Origin of the sequence: Enterobacter sp. 5-4 (genome assembly GCF_000612205.1) — a bacterium.
Taxonomy (GTDB): domain Bacteria; phylum Pseudomonadota; class Gammaproteobacteria; order Enterobacterales; family Enterobacteriaceae; genus Enterobacter; species Enterobacter roggenkampii.
The window spans coordinates 415911-436137 of the sequence record NZ_JFHW01000010.1 but is presented as its reverse complement, the minus strand read 5'-3'; the positions used below and the strand labels follow the sequence as shown (position 1 = coordinate 436137).

Sequence of the window (20227 nt, the reverse complement as noted above, 5' to 3'; positions counted from 1 at the left end):
TATGTTTTTTAGTGAAATGGAAAGAGTAAACAATGCAGCAGTTACAGAACGTTATTGAGTCCGCTTTTGAGCGTCGCGCCGAGATTACCCCGGCAAATGTGGATACCGTGACCCGTGAAGCGGTAAACCAGGTGATTTCCCTGCTGGATTCCGGCGCACTGCGCGTGGCAGAAAAAATCGACGGTCAGTGGGTCACTCATCAATGGCTGAAGAAAGCCGTGCTGCTCTCTTTCCGCATCAACGATAACCAGGTTATCGACGGAGCAGAAAGCCGCTACTTCGATAAAGTGCCAATGAAGTTCGCTGACTACGACGAAGCGCGTTTCCAGAAAGAAGGTTTCCGCGTGGTGCCGCCTGCGGCGGTGCGTCAGGGTGCCTTCATCGCACGCAACACCGTGCTGATGCCATCCTACGTGAACATCGGTGCCTACGTTGATGAAGGCACCATGGTGGATACGTGGGCAACGGTTGGTTCCTGTGCGCAGATCGGGAAAAACGTTCACCTGTCCGGCGGCGTGGGCATCGGCGGTGTTCTGGAGCCACTGCAGGCTAACCCAACCATCATCGAAGATAACTGCTTCATCGGCGCGCGCTCTGAAGTGGTGGAAGGCGTGATCGTGGAAGAAGGTTCCGTGATCTCCATGGGCGTTTACATCGGCCAGAGCACCCGTATTTACGACCGTGAAACCGGTGAAGTGCATTACGGTCGCGTTCCGGCGGGCTCCGTGGTGGTTTCCGGCAACCTGCCGTCAAAAGATGGCAAATACAGCCTGTACTGTGCGGTTATCGTGAAGAAAGTGGATGCGAAAACGCGCGGTAAAGTGGGCATCAACGAATTGCTGCGCACCATCGATTAATCGGGTATAACAAAAAGCGGGGGCAACCCCGCTTTTTTTATATCTGAGGGTGGCGAAAATAGATTTTTTCGTTAATTATTCAAAGGTTATGTTGAGATCAAGGGTACCGCTATGTACGATAATCTGAAAAGTCTGGGCATTACCAATCCTGATGAAATTGATCGTTACAGCCTCCGCCAGGAAGCCAATAACGATATTTTGAAAATCTATTTTCACAAGGACAAAGGAGAGTTTTTCGCCAAAAGCGTGAAGTTTAAATACCCACGCCAGCGTAAGACCGTTGTTGCTGACGGTGTAGGACAGGGATACAAAGAAGTACAGGAAATCAGCCCTAACCTGCGCTATGTGATCGATGAACTCGATCAGATCTGCCAGCGCGACCGCACCGAAGTCGATCTCAAGCGCAAGATCCTTGACGACCTGCGTCACCTTGAAAGCGTTGTTACCAATAAGATCAGCGAGATTGAAGCGGATCTTGAGAAGTTAACCCGCAACAAATAAGCCGTTTTATTGCCCGGTGGCGCTTCGCTTACCGGGCCTACGAACGCATGTAGGCCGGGTAAGGCGAAGCCGCCACCCGGCAAACAGCATCATCTCTGTTCATCCAACTGCAGCGCCACATACAGCAGCAGCCTGTCATCGAAATTTCCCAGATCTAACCCCGTCAGCTCTGAAATTCGGTTTAACCGATACTCCAGGGTATTGCGGTGGATAAACAGCGCTTTTGACGTCGCCAGCGGCTGCACGTTATGACGGAACCACGCCTGCAGCGTCCGGCGCAGCAGGCCGTTGTTATCCATGGCTTTCAGACGCGCTAATGGCCGCGCCAGCTCATTGGCCTGCCAGCCCCCGCGCAGGCTGTCGAGCAGCACCGGCAGCATCAGATCCTGATAGAAATAACTGCGGCTTTCCGGCATTCGCTGCTTACCCACCATCATGGTGGTGCGCGCGGTTCGCCAGGAGCGGGCGATACTGCCCGGCCCGGTAAAGTAGTTGCCCAGCGCAACGCGAAAACGCAGCTGACCATTCTCTTTCATACGGGAAATTAACTGCTCCACGCGACGGCGATGATCGTCCGCATCCCAGCGGCCAAACGCATTGAGCGCCGGTTTGAGCACCACCATCTCCGTCAGAGAGACGATCGCCACCAGGTTATCGCGCTCCGGCGTCGCCAGTGCATTTTGCAGCTGCTGCAGCTCGGCCATCGCGCTGTCTACGCCCAGCTGGCCGCTGTCGACCTCAATGACCGCCACCACGCGCGGCTGGTTCAGATCGATCCCCAGACGCTGGGCCCATTCACTGAGCGCAGGCGTATGCTCCTCTGCCTGAATAAGGTTCATCACCAGCTCTTCGCGCAGGCGGCTGTCCTGAGCCAGCAGGTGCATCAGCCGCGACTGCTCCAGCATCATCTCCGCCGTCATGCAGACCAGCTCACCGTATTTTCGCAGTGACTCAGGCTCGCCGGTGAGGCCGATGACCCCCACAATCTCGCCTTCAAGGCGCAGCGGTAAATTGATGCCCTGACGGACGCCGTGCAGGTGTTTCGCTACCGCATCGTCTATATCAACCACGCGCCCCTGGGAGAGCACCAGCAGCGCGCCTTCGTGCAATTCCCCAATACGCTCGCGATCGCCACTGCCAATAATGCGCCCGCGGGCATCCATTACGTTGATATTGGTATCAATGATGCGCATGGTGCGCGCCACAATATCCTGCGCCATTTTGGTATCAAGATGCCAGCCAGCCATAGAACCCTCCCGTGAGCAGGGCTCAAGCATAGGGAAGTTCAGCGACGCCCGCATTGTGCAGATGCACAAAGAGAGAGGAAGAAGTGTGGACTTGTGTGAAAGGTCACAGAAACGAGAAAAGCCCCTGCGAACAGGGGCTTCAGAGGATTACTGCATCAGCAGGTAAATAGAGGTGTCACCACGCTGGATATTCAGCGCCAGCACGGAAGGTTTGCTGTCGAGGATCTTACGCAGTTCAGCGATGTTTTTCACCGGCTGCTGGTTAGCGCCCATGATCACATCGCCTTTTTTCAGGCCGATACGGGCTGCCGGTGAATTCGCCTTCACGTTATTCACCACTACGCCTTTATCTGCGCCTTTGTTGCTCATCTCGGCACCTTCAATCCCGCTGAAGATGGTGCTGGAGTCCACCTGATTCTGGCTGCTCTGCTGCAGCTCCAGGCTGACGTTAACCGCCTTGCCGTCGCGCAGCAGACCAAGGGTCACTTTGCTGCCGATAGGCATAGAGCCGACTTCCGCACGCAGGGCAGCAAAGCTGCTGATCGGTTTACCGTTCAGGGAGGTGATCACATCCCCCGCTTTAATGCCCGCTTTCGCGGCAGAGGAGTTCGGCATCACCTGGCTGACGAATGCCCCGCGCTGGGCGTCAACTTTCATTGCCTTAGCCAGTTCGGAGTTCAGTTCCGTACCCAGGATACCCAGCTCACCGCGTTTCACCTGGCCATACTGCACCATCTGCGCGGTCAGGTTTTTCACCATGTTACTTGGGATAGCAAAGCCGATCCCGATGTTGCCGCCGTCCGGTGCCAGGATCGCGGTGTTGATACCGATCAGCTCGCCGTTCAGGTTCACCAGCGCACCGCCGGAGTTACCGCGGTTGATCGCTGCATCCGTCTGGATGAAGTTTTCATAGTTTTCGGCATTGAGGCCGCTACGGCCCAGTGCAGAGACGATACCCGAGGTCACGGTTTCACCCAGACCGAACGGGTTACCGATCGCCACGGTATAGTCACCCACGCGCAGCGCGTCGGAGTCGGCAATTTTAATCGCCGTCAGGTTTTTCGGATCCTGAATCTGGATCAGCGCGATGTCGGAGCGCGGATCTTTGCCGACCACTTTGGCGTCAAACTTACGGCCATCGCTCAGCTGAACCTTAATGCTGCTCGCGTTATCAACAACGTGGTTGTTGGTGACGACATAGCCTTTCACTGCATCAATGATTACCCCCGAGCCAAGCGCCATGAATTTCTGCTGCTGGCCGCCGCCCTGGCTGTCATCCCCTGCGCCACCGCCCTGACAGAACGGAGAGCTCTGGAATGGCGAACCGTCCTGGCAGAACGGCGAGTTGTCGCCGAAGAACTGCTGGAAGTTACGCGGCATGCGCGGCGTATTGACGGTCGTGCTACCCTCAACGTTAATACTCACCACCGATGGCATCACTTTTTCGAGCATCGGTGCCAGGCTTGGCATCTGCTGCGCGGTTGCTGCCGACGACGCGGTCTCGGCTGCAGTAGCAGTCAAAGGAGACAGCGCTAAACCTAAACTCAGAGCCAGTGCACTCATTGCTAATGTGGTTTTTTTCATGTTTCTTAATCTCGATTTACAGGTAACGCAAAATTGCTGTGTAACTCAGATTCGTTTTATACCGCTTAGTTCCGGCGATAAGTTTATGGAAAAGGTAAAAATTTATTGGCCGTCTTTACAAAACTCCGGGTTATTCCACCGCCATCAGCTTGCGATATTCATCCCAGGCATACAAATCCGTCATGCCGCTGATATAGTCCTGGATAAGACGGCAGCGGTAATAATATTCCATCACCGGCCACTGCGGGGACTGGCGATCCAGCTTGCCAATCGCTTCGACATACGCCAGACGGTGTCGGGTAGAAAGTTTTTGATAAAGTCGTGATTCAATGGGAATACGGCGCACGCGCTCGTGTTCCACCAGCTCGCTGAATTCGTCGACCGACAGCTGGAGCAGCGGAGCATAAATTTCCAGTAACCCACTGATCACCCTATATCCCTGCAGCTCTAACTGTTCGACATCCGGATGGCTGAATACATGCCGCATCGCCACATGTTTATAAAGCTCGAGGAGCTGGCTGAAACTGCTGTCATCTTCCAGCAGGGCGTGGTTGAATTCCCCGCTGAAAATCAGCGGCAAATTATCAATAAAGCGTGACGCCGCGTACGGCACCAGCTTATTTAATGTATTGACCCGCAAATACATAAAGAACTGGTCTTCCGTACTGCGGCTTAATGTATTTGAGCGCGATTTTTCCCAAGCATTTTCGACAACCTGCGCAAACAGCGAGCCTTTTTCATGGGTGCCCCAGGCCGTATAAAGATGCTGATAAAGCTCTTCGACGCTGAAAATTCTTTTCTCAACGGCATCTTCCAGATCGGCCACGCAATAGGAAATATCATCGGCGGCTTCCATAATCCAGGTCAATGGAAAACGGCCGTTTGGCGTCAATGAAAGTTCTTTACGTAACCGTTCAATATAAGCCTCTTCGGAAAGGTAATAGCCCGGTTTTTTCATTAAATAACTGTGGGACGCGGGCGTCTCCCCCATCCACCACGCGGGGCGCGTATATTTCAGAATGCAGCCGACCTGCGCCCAGGTCAGGTTCATACGCATCAGGGAATGCACCAGCCGGATCCCCTGCGCGTTACCCTCAAAGTGACAGAGGTCCTGGCGCACCTTGCGGCGCAGATCGTTCAGCCCCTCTTCACCTTCACGCAGGCGTAAATCGCGTACGATGCAGCGGTCGTCGCTCAGCGGCTGGCTTACCGCATCCGAAGGGTAAAGCCGTTGTTTAAACCAGTCATTGATAGCCGCCTCTCCAAAGTGACCGAAAGGCGGGTTGCCGATGTCATGCATCAGGCAGGCCATCTCAACGATGCTCTCAAAAGGCCCCGTCAGCTCGTCCAGACCATAGGTTTCCAGTAAGCGCTGCTCTTTGAGACGGCTTAAAATCTCTTTGGCGATGTAGCGCCCGACCTGCTGCACCTCCATGGAGTGGGTTAAGCGCGTGCGCACCGCGGCGTTACGCTCCAGCGGAAAGACCTGGGTCTTTTGCTGCAGACGGCGGATGGCGGGCGAGTTAATGATCCGCCCGCGATCGCTTTCGAAGATACGCAGAATCTCATGTTCGCTCTTGTCGCCCTGCGGCGAACGGAAACGTCGGTGCCAGTTAATTTTGGTGCGAAAATCGATTGGTGACATGTGCTCCCCCGCGTGAGAATGCGTTTCCCCTTAACCGCATGATAGACTATGCATCTTAACAAGGCACATCGCGAGTAAATCTATGAAAATCGGCATTATTGGTGCAATGGAAGAAGAAGTTACGCTTCTGCGTGACAAAATTGAGAACCGTCAGACCCTCTCTCTGGGAGGTTGTGAGATCTATACCGGTCAGCTAAACGGTGTTGACGTGGCTCTGCTGAAATCAGGCATCGGTAAAGTCGCTGCGGCGCTGGGTGCCACCCTGCTGCTTGAGCGCTGCAAGCCGGACGTGATCGTGAATACCGGCTCTGCGGGCGGCCTGGCGCCGACGCTGAAAGTAGGTGACATCGTTGTTTCCGACGAAGCGCGCTATCACGATGCGGACGTCACCGCGTTCGGCTACGAGTACGGCCAGCTTCCGGGCTGCCCGGCAGGGTTTAAAGCGGACGACAAACTGATTGCGGCGGCAGAGACCTGCATTGCGGAGCTCAACCTCAACGCGGTACGCGGTCTGATTGTCAGCGGTGATGCGTTCATCAATGGCTCCGTTGGCCTGGCGAAAATCCGTCATAACTTCCCTCAGGCGGTGGCCGTTGAGATGGAAGCGACCGCGATCGCGCACGTTTGCCATAATTTCAACGTACCGTTTGTAGTGGTTCGCGCCATCTCTGACGTGGCAGATCAGCAGTCCCACATCAGCTTCGACGAGTTCCTGACCGTTGCAGCAAAACAGTCCACCGTGATGGTGGAACGCCTGGTGCAGAACCTGGCACGTGGCTAAACATCCCTTCAGGGCGCTGGCCGCCCTGCTTCTGCTCGCACCGGCGTGGCTTTTTGCCGCGCCGCGTGTGATTACCCTCTCTCCCGCCAATACCGAACTGGCGTTTGCCGCCGGGATCACGCCCGTTGGCGTGAGCAGCTTTTCGGATTATCCCCCACAGGCTGCGGGCATTGAACAGGTGGCAACCTGGCAAGGGATGAACCTTGAGCGCATCGTGGCGCTGAAACCGGATCTCGTGCTGGCCTGGCGCGGCGGCAACGCCGAGCGGCAGGTTAACCAGCTTACCTCCCTTGGCATCAAGATCATGTGGATTGATACCGTCAGCATTGAGCAGGTCGCTCAGGCGCTACAGGCCCTGGCACCCTATAGCCCTACGCCCAAAAAAGCCGAGGCTGCAGCGAAACAGATGCTCAGCGACTATGCCGCGCTGAAATCCCGATACGATACCCCTGTTAAAAAGCGCATCTTCCTGCAGTTTGGCAGCCAGCCGCTGTTCACCACCGGTAAAGGGTCGATTCAGAATCAGGTACTGGAAGTCTGTGGCGGTGAAAACATCTTTGCAGCCAGCCGGGTACCGTGGCCTCAGGTTAGCCGTGAGCAGGTTCTGGCGCGCCAGCCACAGTCCATCGTGGTGGTCGGAAATGCGAGCGAAATTCCCAAAATCGAGCAATTCTGGCAAAAGCAGCTAAAAATACCGGTAATACCCCTCAACAGCGACTGGTTTGAACGCGCCAGCCCGCGTATTATCCTCGCCGCAAAACAGCTCTGTGCCGCGCTGGCAGAGAGTCACTAACATAAGACCCTTTTCGAGGATTTAACGATGCTCGTTTATTGGCTGGATATTCTTGGCACAGCCGTTTTTGCTATCTCCGGCGTCCTGCTCGCCGGAAAACTACGCATGGATCCGTTTGGCGTGCTGGTGCTGGGCGTGGTGACCGCCGTGGGCGGCGGGACAATCCGCGATATGGCGCTGGCCAATGGCCCGGTGTTTTGGGTGAAAGATCCGACCGACCTGGTGGTCGCGATGGTCACCTGTCTGTTAACCATTGTGCTGGTTCGCCAGCCCCGCCGATTACCAAAATGGATATTGCCGGTACTGGATGCCGTCGGTCTGGCCGTGTTTGTCGGTATTGGCGTCAATAAGGCGTTTAATGCGGGCACCGGTCCGATGGTGGCGATCTGCATGGGCGTATTAACCGGCGTGGGCGGCGGGATCATTCGCGACATTCTGGCACGTGAGGTGCCGATGATCCTGCGTACTGAAATTTACGCGACGGCCTGTATTGCGGGCGGCATTGTCCACGCGACCGCGTATTACACCTTTGCCATTCCGCTGGAAAACGCCGCGATGCTCGGGATGATCGTGACGCTGGCGATACGTTTAGCGGCGATACGCTGGCACCTGAAGCTGCCGACGTTTGCGCTGGATGAAACTTCAAGATAGGCGTCGTTTATAAGCCCGGTGGCGCTTCGCTTACCGGGCCTGCAATCCGCATTCAGGCTTAAATGCTGAACGAAGACCCACACCCGCAGGTGCTTGTTGCATTCGGGTTGGTCACCACAAAGCGTGAACCTTCCAGACCTTCGGTGTAGTCGACCGAACCACCTACCAGATACTGCAGGCTCATCGGGTCAACCACCAGCGCGACGCCCTGTTTCTCAATGGTCATATCGCCATCGTTAACCTGATCGTCAAAAGTAAAACCGTACTGGAAGCCGCTGCAGCCGCCACCGGTAATATAGACACGCAGTTTCAGATCCGGATTGTCTTCGTCGGCAATCAGGGTTTTCACTTTGTTGGCTGCTGCTTCGGTAAATTCCAGCGGCACAGCTACGTCATCACTCATCTTATGCTCCCATGAATACTGCTATTGGGTAAAATTCACCCAATTCTTTTCGTCATTATCTAATACCCTGGTAATTCATTCAAGTATTCTGCGCGGCGGCCCGCTCCGCCTCTTGTTTTGCCAGGGTACGCGCGAGGATGGTGGAGTATAGCGGTTTTCCACCCAGGAACTGGGCTAATAGTGTCGCCCCGAGACAGGTAATGATCATTGGCAAAATGAGCTGGTAATTGTCCGTCATCTCCAGCACCAGCACGATCCCGGTCAACGGCGCGCGCAGGGAGGCGGCCAGCAGCGCCCCCATTCCGGCTACCGCAAAGGTCCCTGCATCAAGGTGATAGGCGGGAAAGCCCGCTTGAGCCGCCATACCAAACGCGGTGCCCAACAAGGTTCCCAGCGCCAGCATCGGGGCGAATATCCCGCCGGGCGCGCCGGAGGAGAAGCACAGCACCGTGGTGATGACGCGGGAGATAAACATAAACAGCAGCAGACCCACGCTGAAGTTCCCCGCCGCCGCAATGGGGATCAGCCCGAAGCCGCCGCCCGCGGCATTTGGCTCGATAAACCCGAGCACGCCACAGATTCCGCCAAGCAGGCCGCCCATCAGCACCCATTTAGTCGTATTCCCACCGTGAATACGCTGGAACATATCCTGAGCGCGCAGGATAAAGGTGTTAAACAGCGGTCCCACCACGCCAAAAATCATGCCGAGGATCAGGTAAAGCCACAGGGTGTTAACCGGCGCGTTGGTCAGTTTACCCACCTCAATGACCGCCCCTTCGCCATTAAAGAGGCGAAACACGATGCTCGACATAATGACGCCGGTAAACACCGCTTTAATGGAGATCAGGTTGTAGCGAAACTGCGCGCGCATCTCTTCGATGATAAACAAAATGCCCGCCAGCGGCGCGTTAAACGCCGCCGACAGCCCCGCCGCCGCACCGGTAGCCAGCAGCGTATGGCGCGCTTCGGCGCTGCGCATCCGAAAGAGATCGCCCACCATGCGGCCGACGTTCCCGCCCAGCTGAACCGTGGGCCCTTCCCTGCCGAGCACCATTCCCGCGCCCAGCGTACCCATGCCGCCGATAAATTTCACCGGAATGACTCGCCACCAGCGCACAGGACGCAGCTCCTCCAGCGCCCCTTCAATTTCCGGGATGCCGGACCCGCCCGCCTCCGGCGCAAATTTACGCACCAGAAAATACCCCACCATGGCGAACAGCGCCGACAGCCCGAACGCCGCAACCCAGACCAGCCATCGGCTGTCGGCGAAACCGGCCACGGTTCCCACTCGCCAGTTGAGCACGGCATTAACCGCTTTTTCAAACGCCACGCCCACCAGACCGGCGAGCGTTCCCACCACGGCAGCGGCCAGCAGGATCGCCAGCGGCGTTTTATCGCGATTGAGCAGCCGTCGAATACTGATTCGATGCTGGGCGCGCGTAAACTGTTGTTCTTCAAAAGACGGAGAATCTGATTTCATGTCCTGTACTTATTCGTCATACAAAAGCCGCGTGGATTTTACCAGAGACTGCCCCACCGTCTCCTGAAAATTACTTAACAAATCTTAAAGCATTACCAAGCTAAAAATTTCATAACCTTCCCCGAATCACTTAGAATAGTGGGCTTAATCATTTTATACGAACCAGGAACGACGCCATGAGCAAGTCTGAAAACCTCTACAGTGCAGCCCGCGAGCTTATTCCGGGTGGCGTGAACTCACCTGTGCGCGCCTTTACCGGCGTGGGCGGCACGCCGCTGTTTATCGAACGTGCTGACGGCGCGTATCTGTATGATGTCGATGGCAAAGCCTATATCGATTACGTCGGCTCCTGGGGCCCGATGGTGCTGGGTCACAACCACCCGGCCATTCGTAACGCGGTAATTGAAGCCGCCCAGCGCGGCCTGAGCTTCGGTGCGCCTACCGAAATGGAAGTGAAGATGGCGGAACTGGTCACCGAGCTGGTCCCGACCATGGACATGGTGCGCATGGTGAACTCAGGTACCGAAGCCACCATGAGCGCCATCCGCCTGGCGCGCGGTTTTACCGGCCGCGACAAAATCATCAAGTTCGAAGGCTGCTACCACGGCCACGCGGACTGCCTGCTGGTGAAAGCGGGTTCCGGCGCGCTGACGCTCGGCCAGCCAAACTCGCCTGGCGTGCCTGCGGATTTCGCGAAGCATACCCTGACCTGCACCTACAACGATCTGAACACCGTTCGCGCGGCGTTCGAGCAGTATCCGCAGGAGATCGCCTGCATCATCGTTGAGCCGGTTGCGGGCAACATGAACTGTATCCCACCGCAGCCTGACTTCCTGCCGGGCCTGCGCGCCCTGTGCGATGAGTTCGGCGCGCTGCTGATCATCGACGAAGTGATGACCGGCTTCCGCGTGGCGCTGGCGGGCGCCCAGTCTTATTACGGCGTGGAGCCGGACCTCACCTGCCTGGGTAAAATCATCGGCGGCGGCATGCCGGTCGGCGCGTTCGGTGGTCGTAAGGACGTCATGGAAGCGCTGGCACCAACCGGCCCGGTTTACCAGGCGGGCACGCTCTCCGGCAACCCTATCGCCATGGCGGCGGGTTTTGCCTGCCTGACCGAAGTGGCGCAGCCAGGTATTCACGAAACCCTGACCGACCGGACCACGCAGCTGGCAAACGGCCTGCTGGAAGCGGCAGAAGAGGCCGGTATTCCGCTGGTGGTTAACCACGTAGGCGGGATGTTCGGGATTTTCTTCACCGAGGCGAAAACCGTGACCCGCTATCAGGACGTGGTGAAGTGCGACGTTGAACGCTTCAAGCGCTTCTTCCACCTGATGCTGGAAGAAGGCGTCTACCTGGCACCGTCCGCATTCGAGGCGGGCTTTATGTCCGTGGCGCACAGCGAAGAAGATATCAATAACACCATTGACGCGGCGCGTAAGGTGTTTGCGAAGCTCTAAGAGCATTGCCGGGTGGTGCTAACACTTACCCGGCTTACGGTGTTCTCCCTCTCCCCGTGGGAGAGGGCATCAAGCCGCACCTGACTACCGACTCTGCTTTCTCAACAGATAAATAAAATACGGCGCACCAATAAAGGTCGACAGCAGCCCCGCCGGGATCTGATACGGGAACAGCACCATTCTTCCGCACCAGTCTGCAAACACCAGCATCACCCCGCCCGTGAGGGCCGACATGACGATATGCGGCATCGTCCGGCGGAACCCCATCATTCTGGCGATATGCGGCGCCATTAACCCCACAAAACTCAGCGGGCCAATCGTCATGGTGGCCGTCGCCGTCAGGCACGCGGCGAGCAGCAGCAGCGCTACACGCGCTGGCGTCAGCGCCATGCCCACCGCACGTGCGGTTTCACCGCCGAGCGGCAAAATAGTCAGCCAGCGTCGGCACAGCGGCACCATCGCCAGCAGCACGACCATCACGAGCCCGGACCCGATCGCCTGGCTGCCGGTCGCGCCGTACGTTGAGCCGGATATCCAGGTCAGGATCTTCGCCATACGCGGGTCGCCGCTTGCCTGCAGCATCATCAGCAGCATGGTGAACGCGGTGCTGAGCGCCATCCCCGCCAGCAGCATACGGTGCGGTGAAAACCCGCCGCGACCGGCGGCAATCAGGATAATCAGCAGCGTAACCGCCGCCCCGAGACTGCCGGCAGGCATCAGCCAGCCAAACGCATTGCCCGGCACAAAGAACAGCATCAGCACCACGCCAAAGGCGGCGCCAGAGCTGATCCCAAGCACTTCCGGGCTCGCCATCGGGTTGCCGGTCAGACGCTGAATAATGCACCCCGCCACCGCCAGCATTACCCCTGCGATCAGCGCAGCAAAGATACGCGGCCAGCGCCACTGCAGCAGATCGTTGAGTAAATCGCCCGTTGCCCAGTGCCAGCCCGCGGCATCGCGACCGAATGAGAGCGCCGCGAACGAGGCAATAATCAGCACCGCCAGCCCGGCAAGGCTAAACCACAGTACCGACTGACGTTCAGCATGGACTTTATCGCCCGCATCCATCGCCGGTGCGCTCATGCTGCGCAGACGCGGCAGCAGCCAAAGCAGCAGCGGCGCACCGATAAGCGCCGTGACCGAGCCGGTAGAGACTTCTCGCCACACCCGCGCCAGCCAGAGAATAAGCTGATCGGAAAGCCAGAGGATCAGCGCCCCAATCAGCGAGGCCAGCAGAAGACGCGCCAGCAAACGGCGCGCACCAAGCATTTTCGCCAGCAGCGGCGCAAACAGGCCGATAAACCCGATGATGCCAACCGCATTCACCAGCAGGGCGCTCAATACAATCGCCAGCGTCAGCGCCGCCAGGCGAGCCAGCGACAGCGCCAGCCCCAGGTTACGCGCCACGCCATCATCCAGTCCCATCAGCGTCAGGGGACGCAGGAGCAGCAGCGTCAGCACGACACCGCCAGCCAGCTGCGGCCACAGGCGCAGCACAACGCTCCAGTCGGTTTGGGTGAGCGTACCGGTACTCCACAGGAACATGCTTTGCAGCCGATCGTGGTGGAAAAGCACCAGCAGCTGGTTAATGGCGCCACAGTAGAGGCTCACCACCAGCCCGGCCAGGATAAGCGTTACCGGAGAAAGGCGTTTACCCCAGGCCACGCCAAAGACCAGCGCGCCCACCACGCACGCCCCCGCGAGTGCCGCAAACTGCGAGGTTAACGCTCCCGGCAGCGCCCACAGCGTGGTGATAGTGATCCCAAGCTGTGCGCCGGTCGCGACGCCGAGCGTGGTTGGCTCCGCCAGCGGGTTACGTAACACCTGCTGGAACAGCACGCCCACCAGTCCTAAACCGGCACCGACTAAAAGAGAGATGGCCAGACGCGGCAGCAGGCTGTAGTGGAACAGCATCTGCTGAATATTGTCGATATCCGGCGAGGCCAGCGCGGCTCCCCATTGCGCGCGCGGTAACGCGGCAGAGAGGTTGAACCCGGTTAACGCCAGCGCGGCAAGAAAAATCAGCATCAGCAGAAGCGCCGGGAAACGGGCAATACGCGTATTCATGCTTTACCTCCCAGGGCGTTATCCAGCACGCGGGCAAAATGCATCGCCGACAGCGTCGCGCCGTAGAACCAGACCGCCGGAGCGCGCTGGAAGCGCCGCTCGCGCACAAACGGCATCGCCTGCCAGAGCGGGGTCGCCATCAGGGTTTGCATGTCGCGCTCGTTGCCGTGATCGAAGCACAGCACATCCACATCGCGAAACGCCGCGAGGCGATCGATACCCACAGCGGTACTGCCCCAGAACGTCATCTCCCCTTCCCAGGCGTTGCGAATGCCGAAGCTGTCCAGCACCTCCTGGAACAGGCAGTTTTTACCAAAGACCAGCATATGGCGGGCATCCAGCAGCGTCACCATCAGCAGCGGACGATCGCCCCGGTGAGCAAAACGCGGCTTCAGGGAGTCGATCAGGGCATCAAATTCGTCGAGATGCCGTTTGGCCTCCGCTTCCCGGTTAAGGAAATGCGCCATCTCGCCAATCGAATTTTTCGCTACGGCCAGCGGTTTTTTACCGTCGCTGAAAGCGAATCCGCGCCCGGGCGCAATGCGCGCCATCACCTCTTCTGACGGACCGTAGCCCGCGGACCAGAACAGAAACGAGGGTTTCATCTGGGTGAGCAGCTCGAGGTTTGGCTCCGTACGCAGGCCGACGTCGATCACCGAGTCCGGCAGCTTCGGCTCGTTCACCCAGAGGTTATAGTTGGGAATGTCCGCGACGCCGTAGGGCGTAACGCCGAGCGCCATCATCAGCTCGACCGGCAACCACTCCAGCACCACTATGCGGTGCGGATCGACGGCGGCGGCACGCGCCGTATTCATTTTTAACAGCAGCGGTGAGAGGGCCATCGCCGTCAGCAGGCGACGGCGGCTAATGCGCATGTTGTCCAGCATCAGTACACGAAGCTCACCGGTGCAGCCCCGGCCGGGTGAGGCAGAATACCCATCGGAATACCATAAATCTGTTCCAGCGTTTCGCTGCGCATCAGCTCGGACGGCGTTCCCTGCGCAATCATTTCGCCGCCGCGCAGCGCAACAAGGTAATCACAGTAGCGTGCCGCCATGTTGATATCATGCAGCACCGCAATCACCGTCAGACCGCGCTGCTGGCTCAAGCGGTGCACCAGCGCCAGAACATCGACCTGATGGGCGATATCAAGTGCGGAGGTGGGTTCGTCGAGGAGCAGGCAGCGGCTGTCCTGGGCCACCAGCATTGCAATCCACGCGCGCTGGCGTTCACCGCCGGACAGGCTATCCACCAGACGGTGCGCCAGCGGCTTAAGCCCGACCAGCGCAATCGCCTCTTCCACTTTCTCTCTGTCGGCCACGCCAAAGCGTCCAAGCGCGCCATGCCACGGATAACGCCCAATCGCCACCAGCTCTCGCACCGTCATTCCCTCCGCCTGCGGCAGCTGCTGTGGCAGATACGCCACTTTGCGGGCAAAGGCTTTACTGCTCCAGCTCTCCAGCGGTTGGTCATCCAGCAGGATGTCGCCTTCTGACGGCGGCTGATGTCGTCCCAGCATCTTGAGCAGCGTGGACTTACCGGAACCGTTGTGACCAATCAGGCCAGTGACTTTACCTGCGGGAAACGTCAAAGAGAGCGGATGCAGCAAGGTGCGCCCGGGTACGCGAAAGGAGAGATGGTTGAGCGTAAAGGTGGTGTCGGGTTGCGTTTGATTATCCTGCATATCAGCCAACTTAAATAAAAAGGGCACGGCGAACCGTGCCCGAAGAGAGATTAGAAGCGGAAGGTCGCGGTAGCAACAACCTGACGTCCTGCTCCCCAGTAGCATGCATATTCGCTGTAGCAGCTGGAGACGTATTCGCGATCGAAGATGTTGTTCACGTTGACGCCGACAGAAGAGCCGGGAAGTCCAAAGCGTGCCAGATCGTATTTCACGGTGGCATCCGCCAGGGCATAGCCCGCGACGTTGAACGACTGGTAGGCTTTTGGCGACGAGGCAGAGTAATAGGACACGGTGTTACCAATGTAACGGGTGCCAGCCCCTACCGTCAGACCGCTCAACGCCGTCTCGTGGAAGGTGTAATCTGCCCACAGAGACGCCATATTGCGCGGCACTTCCGCCGGACGACGGCCTTCATACCAGGTATCGTGCGTGTATTTGGCATCAGTAAAGCTATAGGAAGCCGTCACGTTCACGTTGGCAGAGACGGCAGCTTTCGCTTCCAGTTCGAAACCGCGAGAGCGAATTTCACCGCCCTGCACGCTAAAGCCGCTGGTCGGGTTCGCCGGATCGGCCGTCAGGTTGTTGTTTTTGGTTAACTGATAAACAGCAGCCGTGACCACAACAGGCAGATCTTTCGGTACGTACTTCACGCCCGCTTCATATTGCTTGCCGCGTGCAGGATCGAACGGTTTGCCGCCCTGAGTGGTACCCGAAATCGGTTCGAACGATTCGCTATAGCTGAAATAAGGCGTGATGCCGTTGTCGAACAGGTAGTTAATCCCGCCGCGCCACGTGAATGCCTGATCGTTGATTTCCGCGGTAGTACCGGTTGTACGCGTCAGTGCTGAGGTTTTCGCAAAGTCATAGCGGCCACCCATTGTGAGTACCCACTTATCCCATTCAGCCTGATCCTGCGCATAAAGGCCGGTTTGTTCCTGACGGTTGAGCACTTTGTAAAGGTAGTAAACGTCGACATTTGGATTGCCGTACGCAGGCTTCGTCATACTGATGGGATCGGCCGTGCCGTAGTCAGCATCAATATCATTACGCATGCGGAGGTAATCAACGCCCGTCAACAGGGTATGATCCACTGCACCCGTCGCAAATTTGGACTGAAGCTGAGTATCAACGGTAAACGAGTTGAGGTCCTCATCGGAGCGCACATACGCGCGGCTGATCTGAGCCGGTGCAATATAGCCGTTACCGTAGACGGAACGGTAAAGCGTATTGATTTTGGTGTAGCGCAGGTTTTGACGCACGGTAAAGGTGTCATCAAACTGATGCGAGAAGCTGTAACCCACCATTTTCTGACGACGGGAGATCTTGTTATCTTCTTCACCTTCGTTGAAATCGGTCGGCAGCTTGTGTGCTTTGCCGTTGGCATCGTAGTAAGGCACAACGGTACCTTCCCGCGGCAGCCAGCCGTAATAGCCTGCATCCGGATCGCTCTGGAAGTTGCTCAGGAAAGTAAAATCGGTTTTATCGTCAGGACGCCAGCTGAAAGCAGGTGCAATGGCGTAGCGGGAAGATTTCACCATCTCCTGCTGCGCATTTTCGCTGCGCCCCAGTCCGGTCAGACGGTATGACCACACGCCGTCATCATCAATCGCATCGCTGAAATCAAACCCGGTCTGCCACAGGTTATCGGTACCCATTTTGAACTGAATTTCTTTCAGTGGCTCGGTGGTTGGGCGCTTGCTGACCATGCTGACCACGCCGCCCGGGTGGCTTTTACCGTACAGAACGGACGTTGGGCCACGCAGCAGCTCGACGCGCTCAAGGAAATACGGATCCATGGACGCTTCAGAATAGTTATCTCCCTGCAGCTTCATCCCGTCCAGATACTGGTTAGTATTCACGGTACTGGAGGTGGTGAACCCACGAATAGAAACAACGTCATACGTTGTAGACGCCCCGCGTGTTGCGAACACGCTCGGCGTATAGGCCAGCGCCTGTTTAACCGTCCCCGGCTGCTTCATGTCCATCTCTTCACGGGTGACGACAGAAATAGACTGCGGGGTTTTCTCAATCGGGGTATCGGTCTTGGTCGCGGTGGCGGTGCGTTTAGCCGCAATCGTGGGTGCCGGTCCCCAGGCACTTTCCTGTGCCGCAGGTGCTGCGGTTACCGTAATGGTTTCTTCTTTTTTCGGGGTTTCGGCAGCATGTGTATAAGCCGACATGCCGGCAACCGCTGTGGCGACGACGACCGCGATTTTACGCAGCGACGTATTGATTGGCTGAGCAGTATTGGAAAGCGCCATGGTGTATCTCTGATGGAAAAGTGAATGATAACGTAAACGAGAATTATTATTATGACCGCAGCATAATAGGCGAAACGCTGACTGCATAGCAAGCAGTAAGCGGCCCTACGAGAATTAAGGGTTTAAGAAATAACCAGGAGAGAACGAAGGGTTAATCAATATTAAAAAGAGGGTTAAAAAAAGGGGGGAATGGGTAAAAAAATCCCCCCTTGCGGGGGGACCTCACGCGGTTAGTTACCGCCGAACATATCTTTAATCCAGCCTGCGACACCATCGCTGTCTTTCTTCTCGTTCTGCTGCTGCGGCTGTTGCTGCTGCGGCTGCTGTGGCTGAGAAGACTGCTCGAACGGGTTACCCGTTGGCTGTTCTGGCTGGCTTTGCTGGCACAGGGAATCCGGGTTGGTTGTCCAGACCGGCAGAGTACGCATTCCGCCGCCGCAGACGAAGTTACCGGAACTGTCCACGCCCATATCGACGATATCTTCCGGCGCAACCAGGTTAAGCGGCACCGGGGACTGATTCGCCAGATAGCGCTGGTAAATCGACATCGCCCCGCTCGCGCCGTACAGCTTGGTCGGCTGGTTGTTGTCGCGGCCTACCCAGGTGATCACCACTTCACGACCATCAATACCGGCAAACCAGGTGTCAACGTTGTTGTTGGTGGTCCCGGTTTTACCCGCCAGATGCAGGCCCGGATACTTCGCTCCCAGCTGACGGCCGGTACCGCGCTGCACCACCTGCTGCATCGTCCACAGCGTCATATAGGCTGCCTGCGCAGGAACGGCACGTTCCGCCTGCGGGAAGCTCTGATACAGCACGGAGCCATCTTCGGCAATCACCGAACGCAGGGCGGAGAGCGGCGCGCGGTTACCGCCGCTGGCGATCGTCTGGAACGCCTGCGCCACTTCGATCGGCGTCAGGTTGAGCGCCCCCAGGATCATCGCCGGTACCGGGTGCAGCTGATCTTTCGCCACGCCCAGCTTCTGCCAGGTATCGACAATCGCTGGCAGACCCAGCGACATGCCCAGGTTCACCGTCGGCACGTTCATGGAGCGCGTCAACGCATCCACCAGCATCACCTGACCGCTAAACTGCTTGTCGTCGTTCTGCGGTGACCACACCTGGCCGTTAGGCTGGCGCAGGTAGATCGGCGCATCCGCAATCCAGGTATTCAGACGATACTGGTTTGGCTGACTCAGGGCAGTGAGATAGGTCGCCGGTTTTGCCAGAGAGCCGATCGAGCGACGCGCCTGCATGGCACGGTTATAGCCAGCAAACTGCGGCTCGGCACCGCCCACCATCGCACGAACTTCGCCGGAGTTACGGTCAACCACCACCATCGCGGTTTCAAGATCGGAGAGCTTACGCTGTTTCTTCAGCGCCGGAATGCCTTCCACCGCCGCTTTTTCTGCCGCATCCTGCGCCACGGAGTCAAAGGTCGTAAAGATCTTCACGCCGGAGAGATCTTTCACCTTATCGCCAAGCTTGCTCTGCAGCTCCTGACGCACCAGCTGCATAAACGCAGGCTGAGGCGAGATCACCCCGCCGCGCGGCTGCACGCCAAGCGGACGCGCGCTCAGCATGTCGTACAGCTCCTGGTCAATCACCTGCTGCTGTTGCAGCAGACGCAGAACGAGGTTACGACGCTCCAGCGCCAGTTTCGGGTTACGCCACGGGTTATAAATGGATGCCCCTTTCACCATGCCCACCAGCAGCGCCTGCTGATCCAGACTCAGCTCTTCAACCGGACGACCAAAGTAGTACAGGCTCGCCAGCGGGAAGCCGCGGATTTCGTTATCGCCGCTCTGACCGAGGTACACCTCGTTCATATACAGCTCAAGGATACGATCCTTGCTGTAGCGCGCATCCATCAGCACGGCCATATACGCTTCGTTCGCTTTACGCCAGTAAGAGCGCTCGCTGGAGAGGAACAGGTTCTTCACCAGCTGCTGGGTCAGCGTACTTGCCCCCTGCACGGTACGGCCCGCGGTCAGGTTCGCCAGGACCGCACGGCCAATCGAGTAGAGGCTGATGCCGTCATGCTCGTAGAAGTGGCGGTCTTCGGTTGCCAGCAGGGTATCAACCAGCAGATCCGGGAAGCCGTTACGCGCCACGAACAGACGCTGTTCGCCGTTCGCCGACGAGAGCATGGTGATCAGGCGGGGATCGAGACGGAAGAAACCGAACTGACGGTTGTTATCCATGTTCTCGATGGTATCCAGACGATCGCCGTCAAAGGTCAGACGCGCGCGCACCTGACCCTCTTTGCTGTCCGGGAAATCAAACGGACGGCGGATCATCTCAATGCTGTTGGCCTGCACGGTGAATTCGCCAGGGCGCGTCATTTTTGACACCTGACGATACTGGGTAGCTTCCAGCAGTTTTACCATTTCGTTTTTCGTGATGGACATATCTGGCTCAAGGTTCACCATGCGGCCATACACGGCCGCAGGTAACTGCCAGACTTTACCGTCGATACGGCTGCGGATCTTCTGATCCAGATAGACGCCGTAAATTGCCATCAGCACAACAAAAACAATAAAGAGCTTCAGCAGCAGCCAGAACCAGCCGCGTTTGCCCCGAGGCTTGCGCCCTTTGCCTTTCCCTTTACGCGGCATCGGTTCTTCATCCTCATCATCGTCTTCATAGTCATCGTCATAGTCCTCATCTCTGAGGCGACGACGGCTTACCTTTTCTTTCGCCGGACGCGTTGGTCTTCCCTTACGTCCTATTGGCTCGCGGTCATTCCCCGCCATGCTTTTTCTCCGCAACTTTCAGGCGCAAAGGCCCGATTCTCTTTTCTTCCACCGGTCTGT

16 protein-coding genes are annotated in these 20227 nt (G+C 57.4%); 6 read left to right on the top strand and 10 right to left on the bottom strand.

Annotated elements, in window-relative coordinates; genetic code table 11:
- Positions 1 to 32: 32 nt before the first annotated feature.
- The gene (dapD, locus tag AA74_RS0108185; protein ID WP_008501915.1) at positions 33 to 857 is read left to right on the top strand and encodes a 2,3,4,5-tetrahydropyridine-2,6-dicarboxylate N-succinyltransferase; all 825 of its coding nucleotides are present in this window, start codon (positions 33 to 35) and stop codon (positions 855 to 857) included.
- A 111-nt stretch (positions 858 to 968) separates the two neighbouring features.
- The gene (locus AA74_RS0108180; RefSeq protein ID WP_008501916.1) at positions 969 to 1358 is read left to right on the top strand and encodes a DUF3461 family protein; all 390 of its coding nucleotides are present in this window, start codon (positions 969 to 971) and stop codon (positions 1356 to 1358) included.
- 89 nt (positions 1359 to 1447) lie between these two features.
- Here AA74_RS0108180 and cdaR read toward each other — a convergent pair whose 3' ends face one another.
- The 3 genes from cdaR to dgt all read right to left on the bottom strand — a co-directional run bounded on the left by cdaR (position 1448) and on the right by dgt (position 5834).
- Complete coding sequence (gene cdaR / locus AA74_RS0108175) at positions 1448 to 2605, bottom strand: DNA-binding transcriptional regulator CdaR (RefSeq protein ID WP_008501917.1); 1158 nt, start codon at positions 2603 to 2605, stop codon at positions 1448 to 1450.
- 147 nt (positions 2606 to 2752) lie between these two features.
- The gene (gene degP / locus AA74_RS0108170; protein ID WP_025912196.1) at positions 2753 to 4189 is read right to left on the bottom strand and encodes a serine endoprotease DegP; all 1437 of its coding nucleotides are present in this window, start codon (positions 4187 to 4189) and stop codon (positions 2753 to 2755) included.
- Between the two features lie 130 nt (positions 4190 to 4319).
- Positions 4320 to 5834 (bottom strand): dGTPase, encoded by a 1515-nt coding sequence (dgt, locus tag AA74_RS0108165; RefSeq protein ID WP_008501919.1) that lies wholly within the window; start codon positions 5832 to 5834, stop codon positions 4320 to 4322.
- 82 nt (positions 5835 to 5916) lie between these two features.
- Here dgt and mtnN point away from each other — a divergent pair, with 82 nt between their 5' ends.
- The 3 genes from mtnN to AA74_RS0108150 are packed head-to-tail and all read left to right on the top strand — an operon-like array spanning position 5917 to position 8059.
- The gene (gene mtnN / locus AA74_RS0108160) at positions 5917 to 6615 is read left to right on the top strand and encodes a 5'-methylthioadenosine/S-adenosylhomocysteine nucleosidase (RefSeq protein WP_008501920.1); all 699 of its coding nucleotides are present in this window, start codon (positions 5917 to 5919) and stop codon (positions 6613 to 6615) included.
- Positions 6608 to 7408, top strand: coding sequence for a vitamin B12 ABC transporter substrate-binding protein BtuF (btuF, locus tag AA74_RS0108155; RefSeq protein ID WP_025912195.1), 801 nt, complete (start codon positions 6608 to 6610; stop codon positions 7406 to 7408). Before mtnN ends, btuF begins: the two co-directional genes overlap by 8 nt.
- 27 nt (positions 7409 to 7435) lie before the next feature.
- Positions 7436 to 8059, top strand: coding sequence for a TRIC cation channel family protein (locus AA74_RS0108150; protein ID WP_008501922.1), 624 nt, complete (start codon positions 7436 to 7438; stop codon positions 8057 to 8059).
- Between the two features lie 58 nt (positions 8060 to 8117).
- Here AA74_RS0108150 and erpA read toward each other — a convergent pair whose 3' ends face one another.
- Both erpA and clcA read right to left on the bottom strand, forming a co-directional pair.
- Positions 8118 to 8462 (bottom strand): iron-sulfur cluster insertion protein ErpA, encoded by a 345-nt coding sequence (erpA, locus tag AA74_RS0108145; protein ID WP_008501923.1) that lies wholly within the window; start codon positions 8460 to 8462, stop codon positions 8118 to 8120.
- Positions 8463 to 8541: 79 nt separating this feature from the next.
- Positions 8542 to 9942 (bottom strand): H(+)/Cl(-) exchange transporter ClcA, encoded by a 1401-nt coding sequence (gene clcA, locus AA74_RS0108140; protein WP_008501924.1) that lies wholly within the window; start codon positions 9940 to 9942, stop codon positions 8542 to 8544.
- Positions 9943 to 10118: 176 nt separating this feature from the next.
- On the opposite strand from clcA, the gene hemL reads away from it, so the two are divergent.
- Positions 10119 to 11399: a glutamate-1-semialdehyde 2,1-aminomutase gene (hemL, locus tag AA74_RS0108135; protein ID WP_008501925.1), complete on the top strand. Its 1281-nt coding sequence runs from the start codon at positions 10119 to 10121 to the stop codon at positions 11397 to 11399.
- Between the two features lie 84 nt (positions 11400 to 11483).
- Here hemL and fhuB read toward each other — a convergent pair whose 3' ends face one another.
- The 5 genes from fhuB to mrcB all read right to left on the bottom strand — a co-directional run bounded on the left by fhuB (position 11484) and on the right by mrcB (position 20167).
- Positions 11484 to 13466, bottom strand: coding sequence for a Fe(3+)-hydroxamate ABC transporter permease FhuB (fhuB, locus tag AA74_RS0108130; protein WP_025912194.1), 1983 nt, complete (start codon positions 13464 to 13466; stop codon positions 11484 to 11486).
- Positions 13463 to 14353, bottom strand: a complete 891-nt coding sequence (gene fhuD, locus AA74_RS0108125) for a Fe(3+)-hydroxamate ABC transporter substrate-binding protein FhuD (RefSeq protein ID WP_025912193.1) — start codon at positions 14351 to 14353, stop codon at positions 13463 to 13465. The genes fhuB and fhuD overlap by 4 nt, the downstream gene beginning before the upstream one ends.
- On the bottom strand, positions 14353 to 15150 hold the full coding sequence (fhuC, locus tag AA74_RS0108120) for a Fe3+-hydroxamate ABC transporter ATP-binding protein FhuC (RefSeq protein ID WP_008501928.1): 798 nt from the start codon (positions 15148 to 15150) through the stop codon (positions 14353 to 14355). Before fhuC ends, fhuD begins: the two co-directional genes overlap by 1 nt.
- Before the next feature lie 50 nt (positions 15151 to 15200).
- On the bottom strand, positions 15201 to 17411 hold the full coding sequence (gene fhuA / locus AA74_RS0108115) for a ferrichrome porin FhuA (RefSeq protein ID WP_021240495.1): 2211 nt from the start codon (positions 17409 to 17411) through the stop codon (positions 15201 to 15203).
- Between the two features lie 230 nt (positions 17412 to 17641).
- Complete coding sequence (gene mrcB, locus AA74_RS0108110; RefSeq protein ID WP_025912192.1) at positions 17642 to 20167, bottom strand: bifunctional glycosyl transferase/transpeptidase; 2526 nt, start codon at positions 20165 to 20167, stop codon at positions 17642 to 17644.
- Positions 20168 to 20227 lie beyond the last annotated feature (60 nt).

What these genes read in the sequence shown, in the direction of transcription:
- fhuA (WP_021240495.1), bottom strand. Translation starts at nt 17,411, where the DNA reads ATGGCGCTTTCCAATACTGCTCAGCCAATCAATACGTCGCTGCGTAAA.
- mtnN (WP_008501920.1), top strand. Translation starts at nt 5,917, where the DNA reads ATGAAAATCGGCATTATTGGTGCAATGGAAGAAGAAGTTACGCTTCTG.
- hemL (WP_008501925.1), top strand. Translation starts at nt 10,119, where the DNA reads ATGAGCAAGTCTGAAAACCTCTACAGTGCAGCCCGCGAGCTTATTCCG.
- degP (WP_025912196.1), bottom strand. Translation starts at nt 4,189, where the DNA reads ATGAAAAAAACCACATTAGCAATGAGTGCACTGGCTCTGAGTTTAGGT.
- erpA (WP_008501923.1), bottom strand. Translation starts at nt 8,462, where the DNA reads ATGAGTGATGACGTAGCTGTGCCGCTGGAATTTACCGAAGCAGCAGCC.
- AA74_RS0108180 (WP_008501916.1), top strand. Translation starts at nt 969, where the DNA reads ATGTACGATAATCTGAAAAGTCTGGGCATTACCAATCCTGATGAAATT.
- fhuD (WP_025912193.1), bottom strand. Translation starts at nt 14,353, where the DNA reads ATGCTGGACAACATGCGCATTAGCCGCCGTCGCCTGCTGACGGCGATG.
- cdaR (WP_008501917.1), bottom strand. Translation starts at nt 2,605, where the DNA reads ATGGCTGGCTGGCATCTTGATACCAAAATGGCGCAGGATATTGTGGCG.
- dgt (WP_008501919.1), bottom strand. Translation starts at nt 5,834, where the DNA reads ATGTCACCAATCGATTTTCGCACCAAAATTAACTGGCACCGACGTTTC.
- dapD (WP_008501915.1), top strand. Translation starts at nt 33, where the DNA reads ATGCAGCAGTTACAGAACGTTATTGAGTCCGCTTTTGAGCGTCGCGCC.
- fhuC (WP_008501928.1), bottom strand. Translation starts at nt 15,150, where the DNA reads ATGCAGGATAATCAAACGCAACCCGACACCACCTTTACGCTCAACCAT.
- mrcB (WP_025912192.1), bottom strand. Translation starts at nt 20,167, where the DNA reads ATGGCGGGGAATGACCGCGAGCCAATAGGACGTAAGGGAAGACCAACG.
- clcA (WP_008501924.1), bottom strand. Translation starts at nt 9,942, where the DNA reads ATGAAATCAGATTCTCCGTCTTTTGAAGAACAACAGTTTACGCGCGCC.
- fhuB (WP_025912194.1), bottom strand. Translation starts at nt 13,466, where the DNA reads ATGAATACGCGTATTGCCCGTTTCCCGGCGCTTCTGCTGATGCTGATT.
- AA74_RS0108150 (WP_008501922.1), top strand. Translation starts at nt 7,436, where the DNA reads ATGCTCGTTTATTGGCTGGATATTCTTGGCACAGCCGTTTTTGCTATC.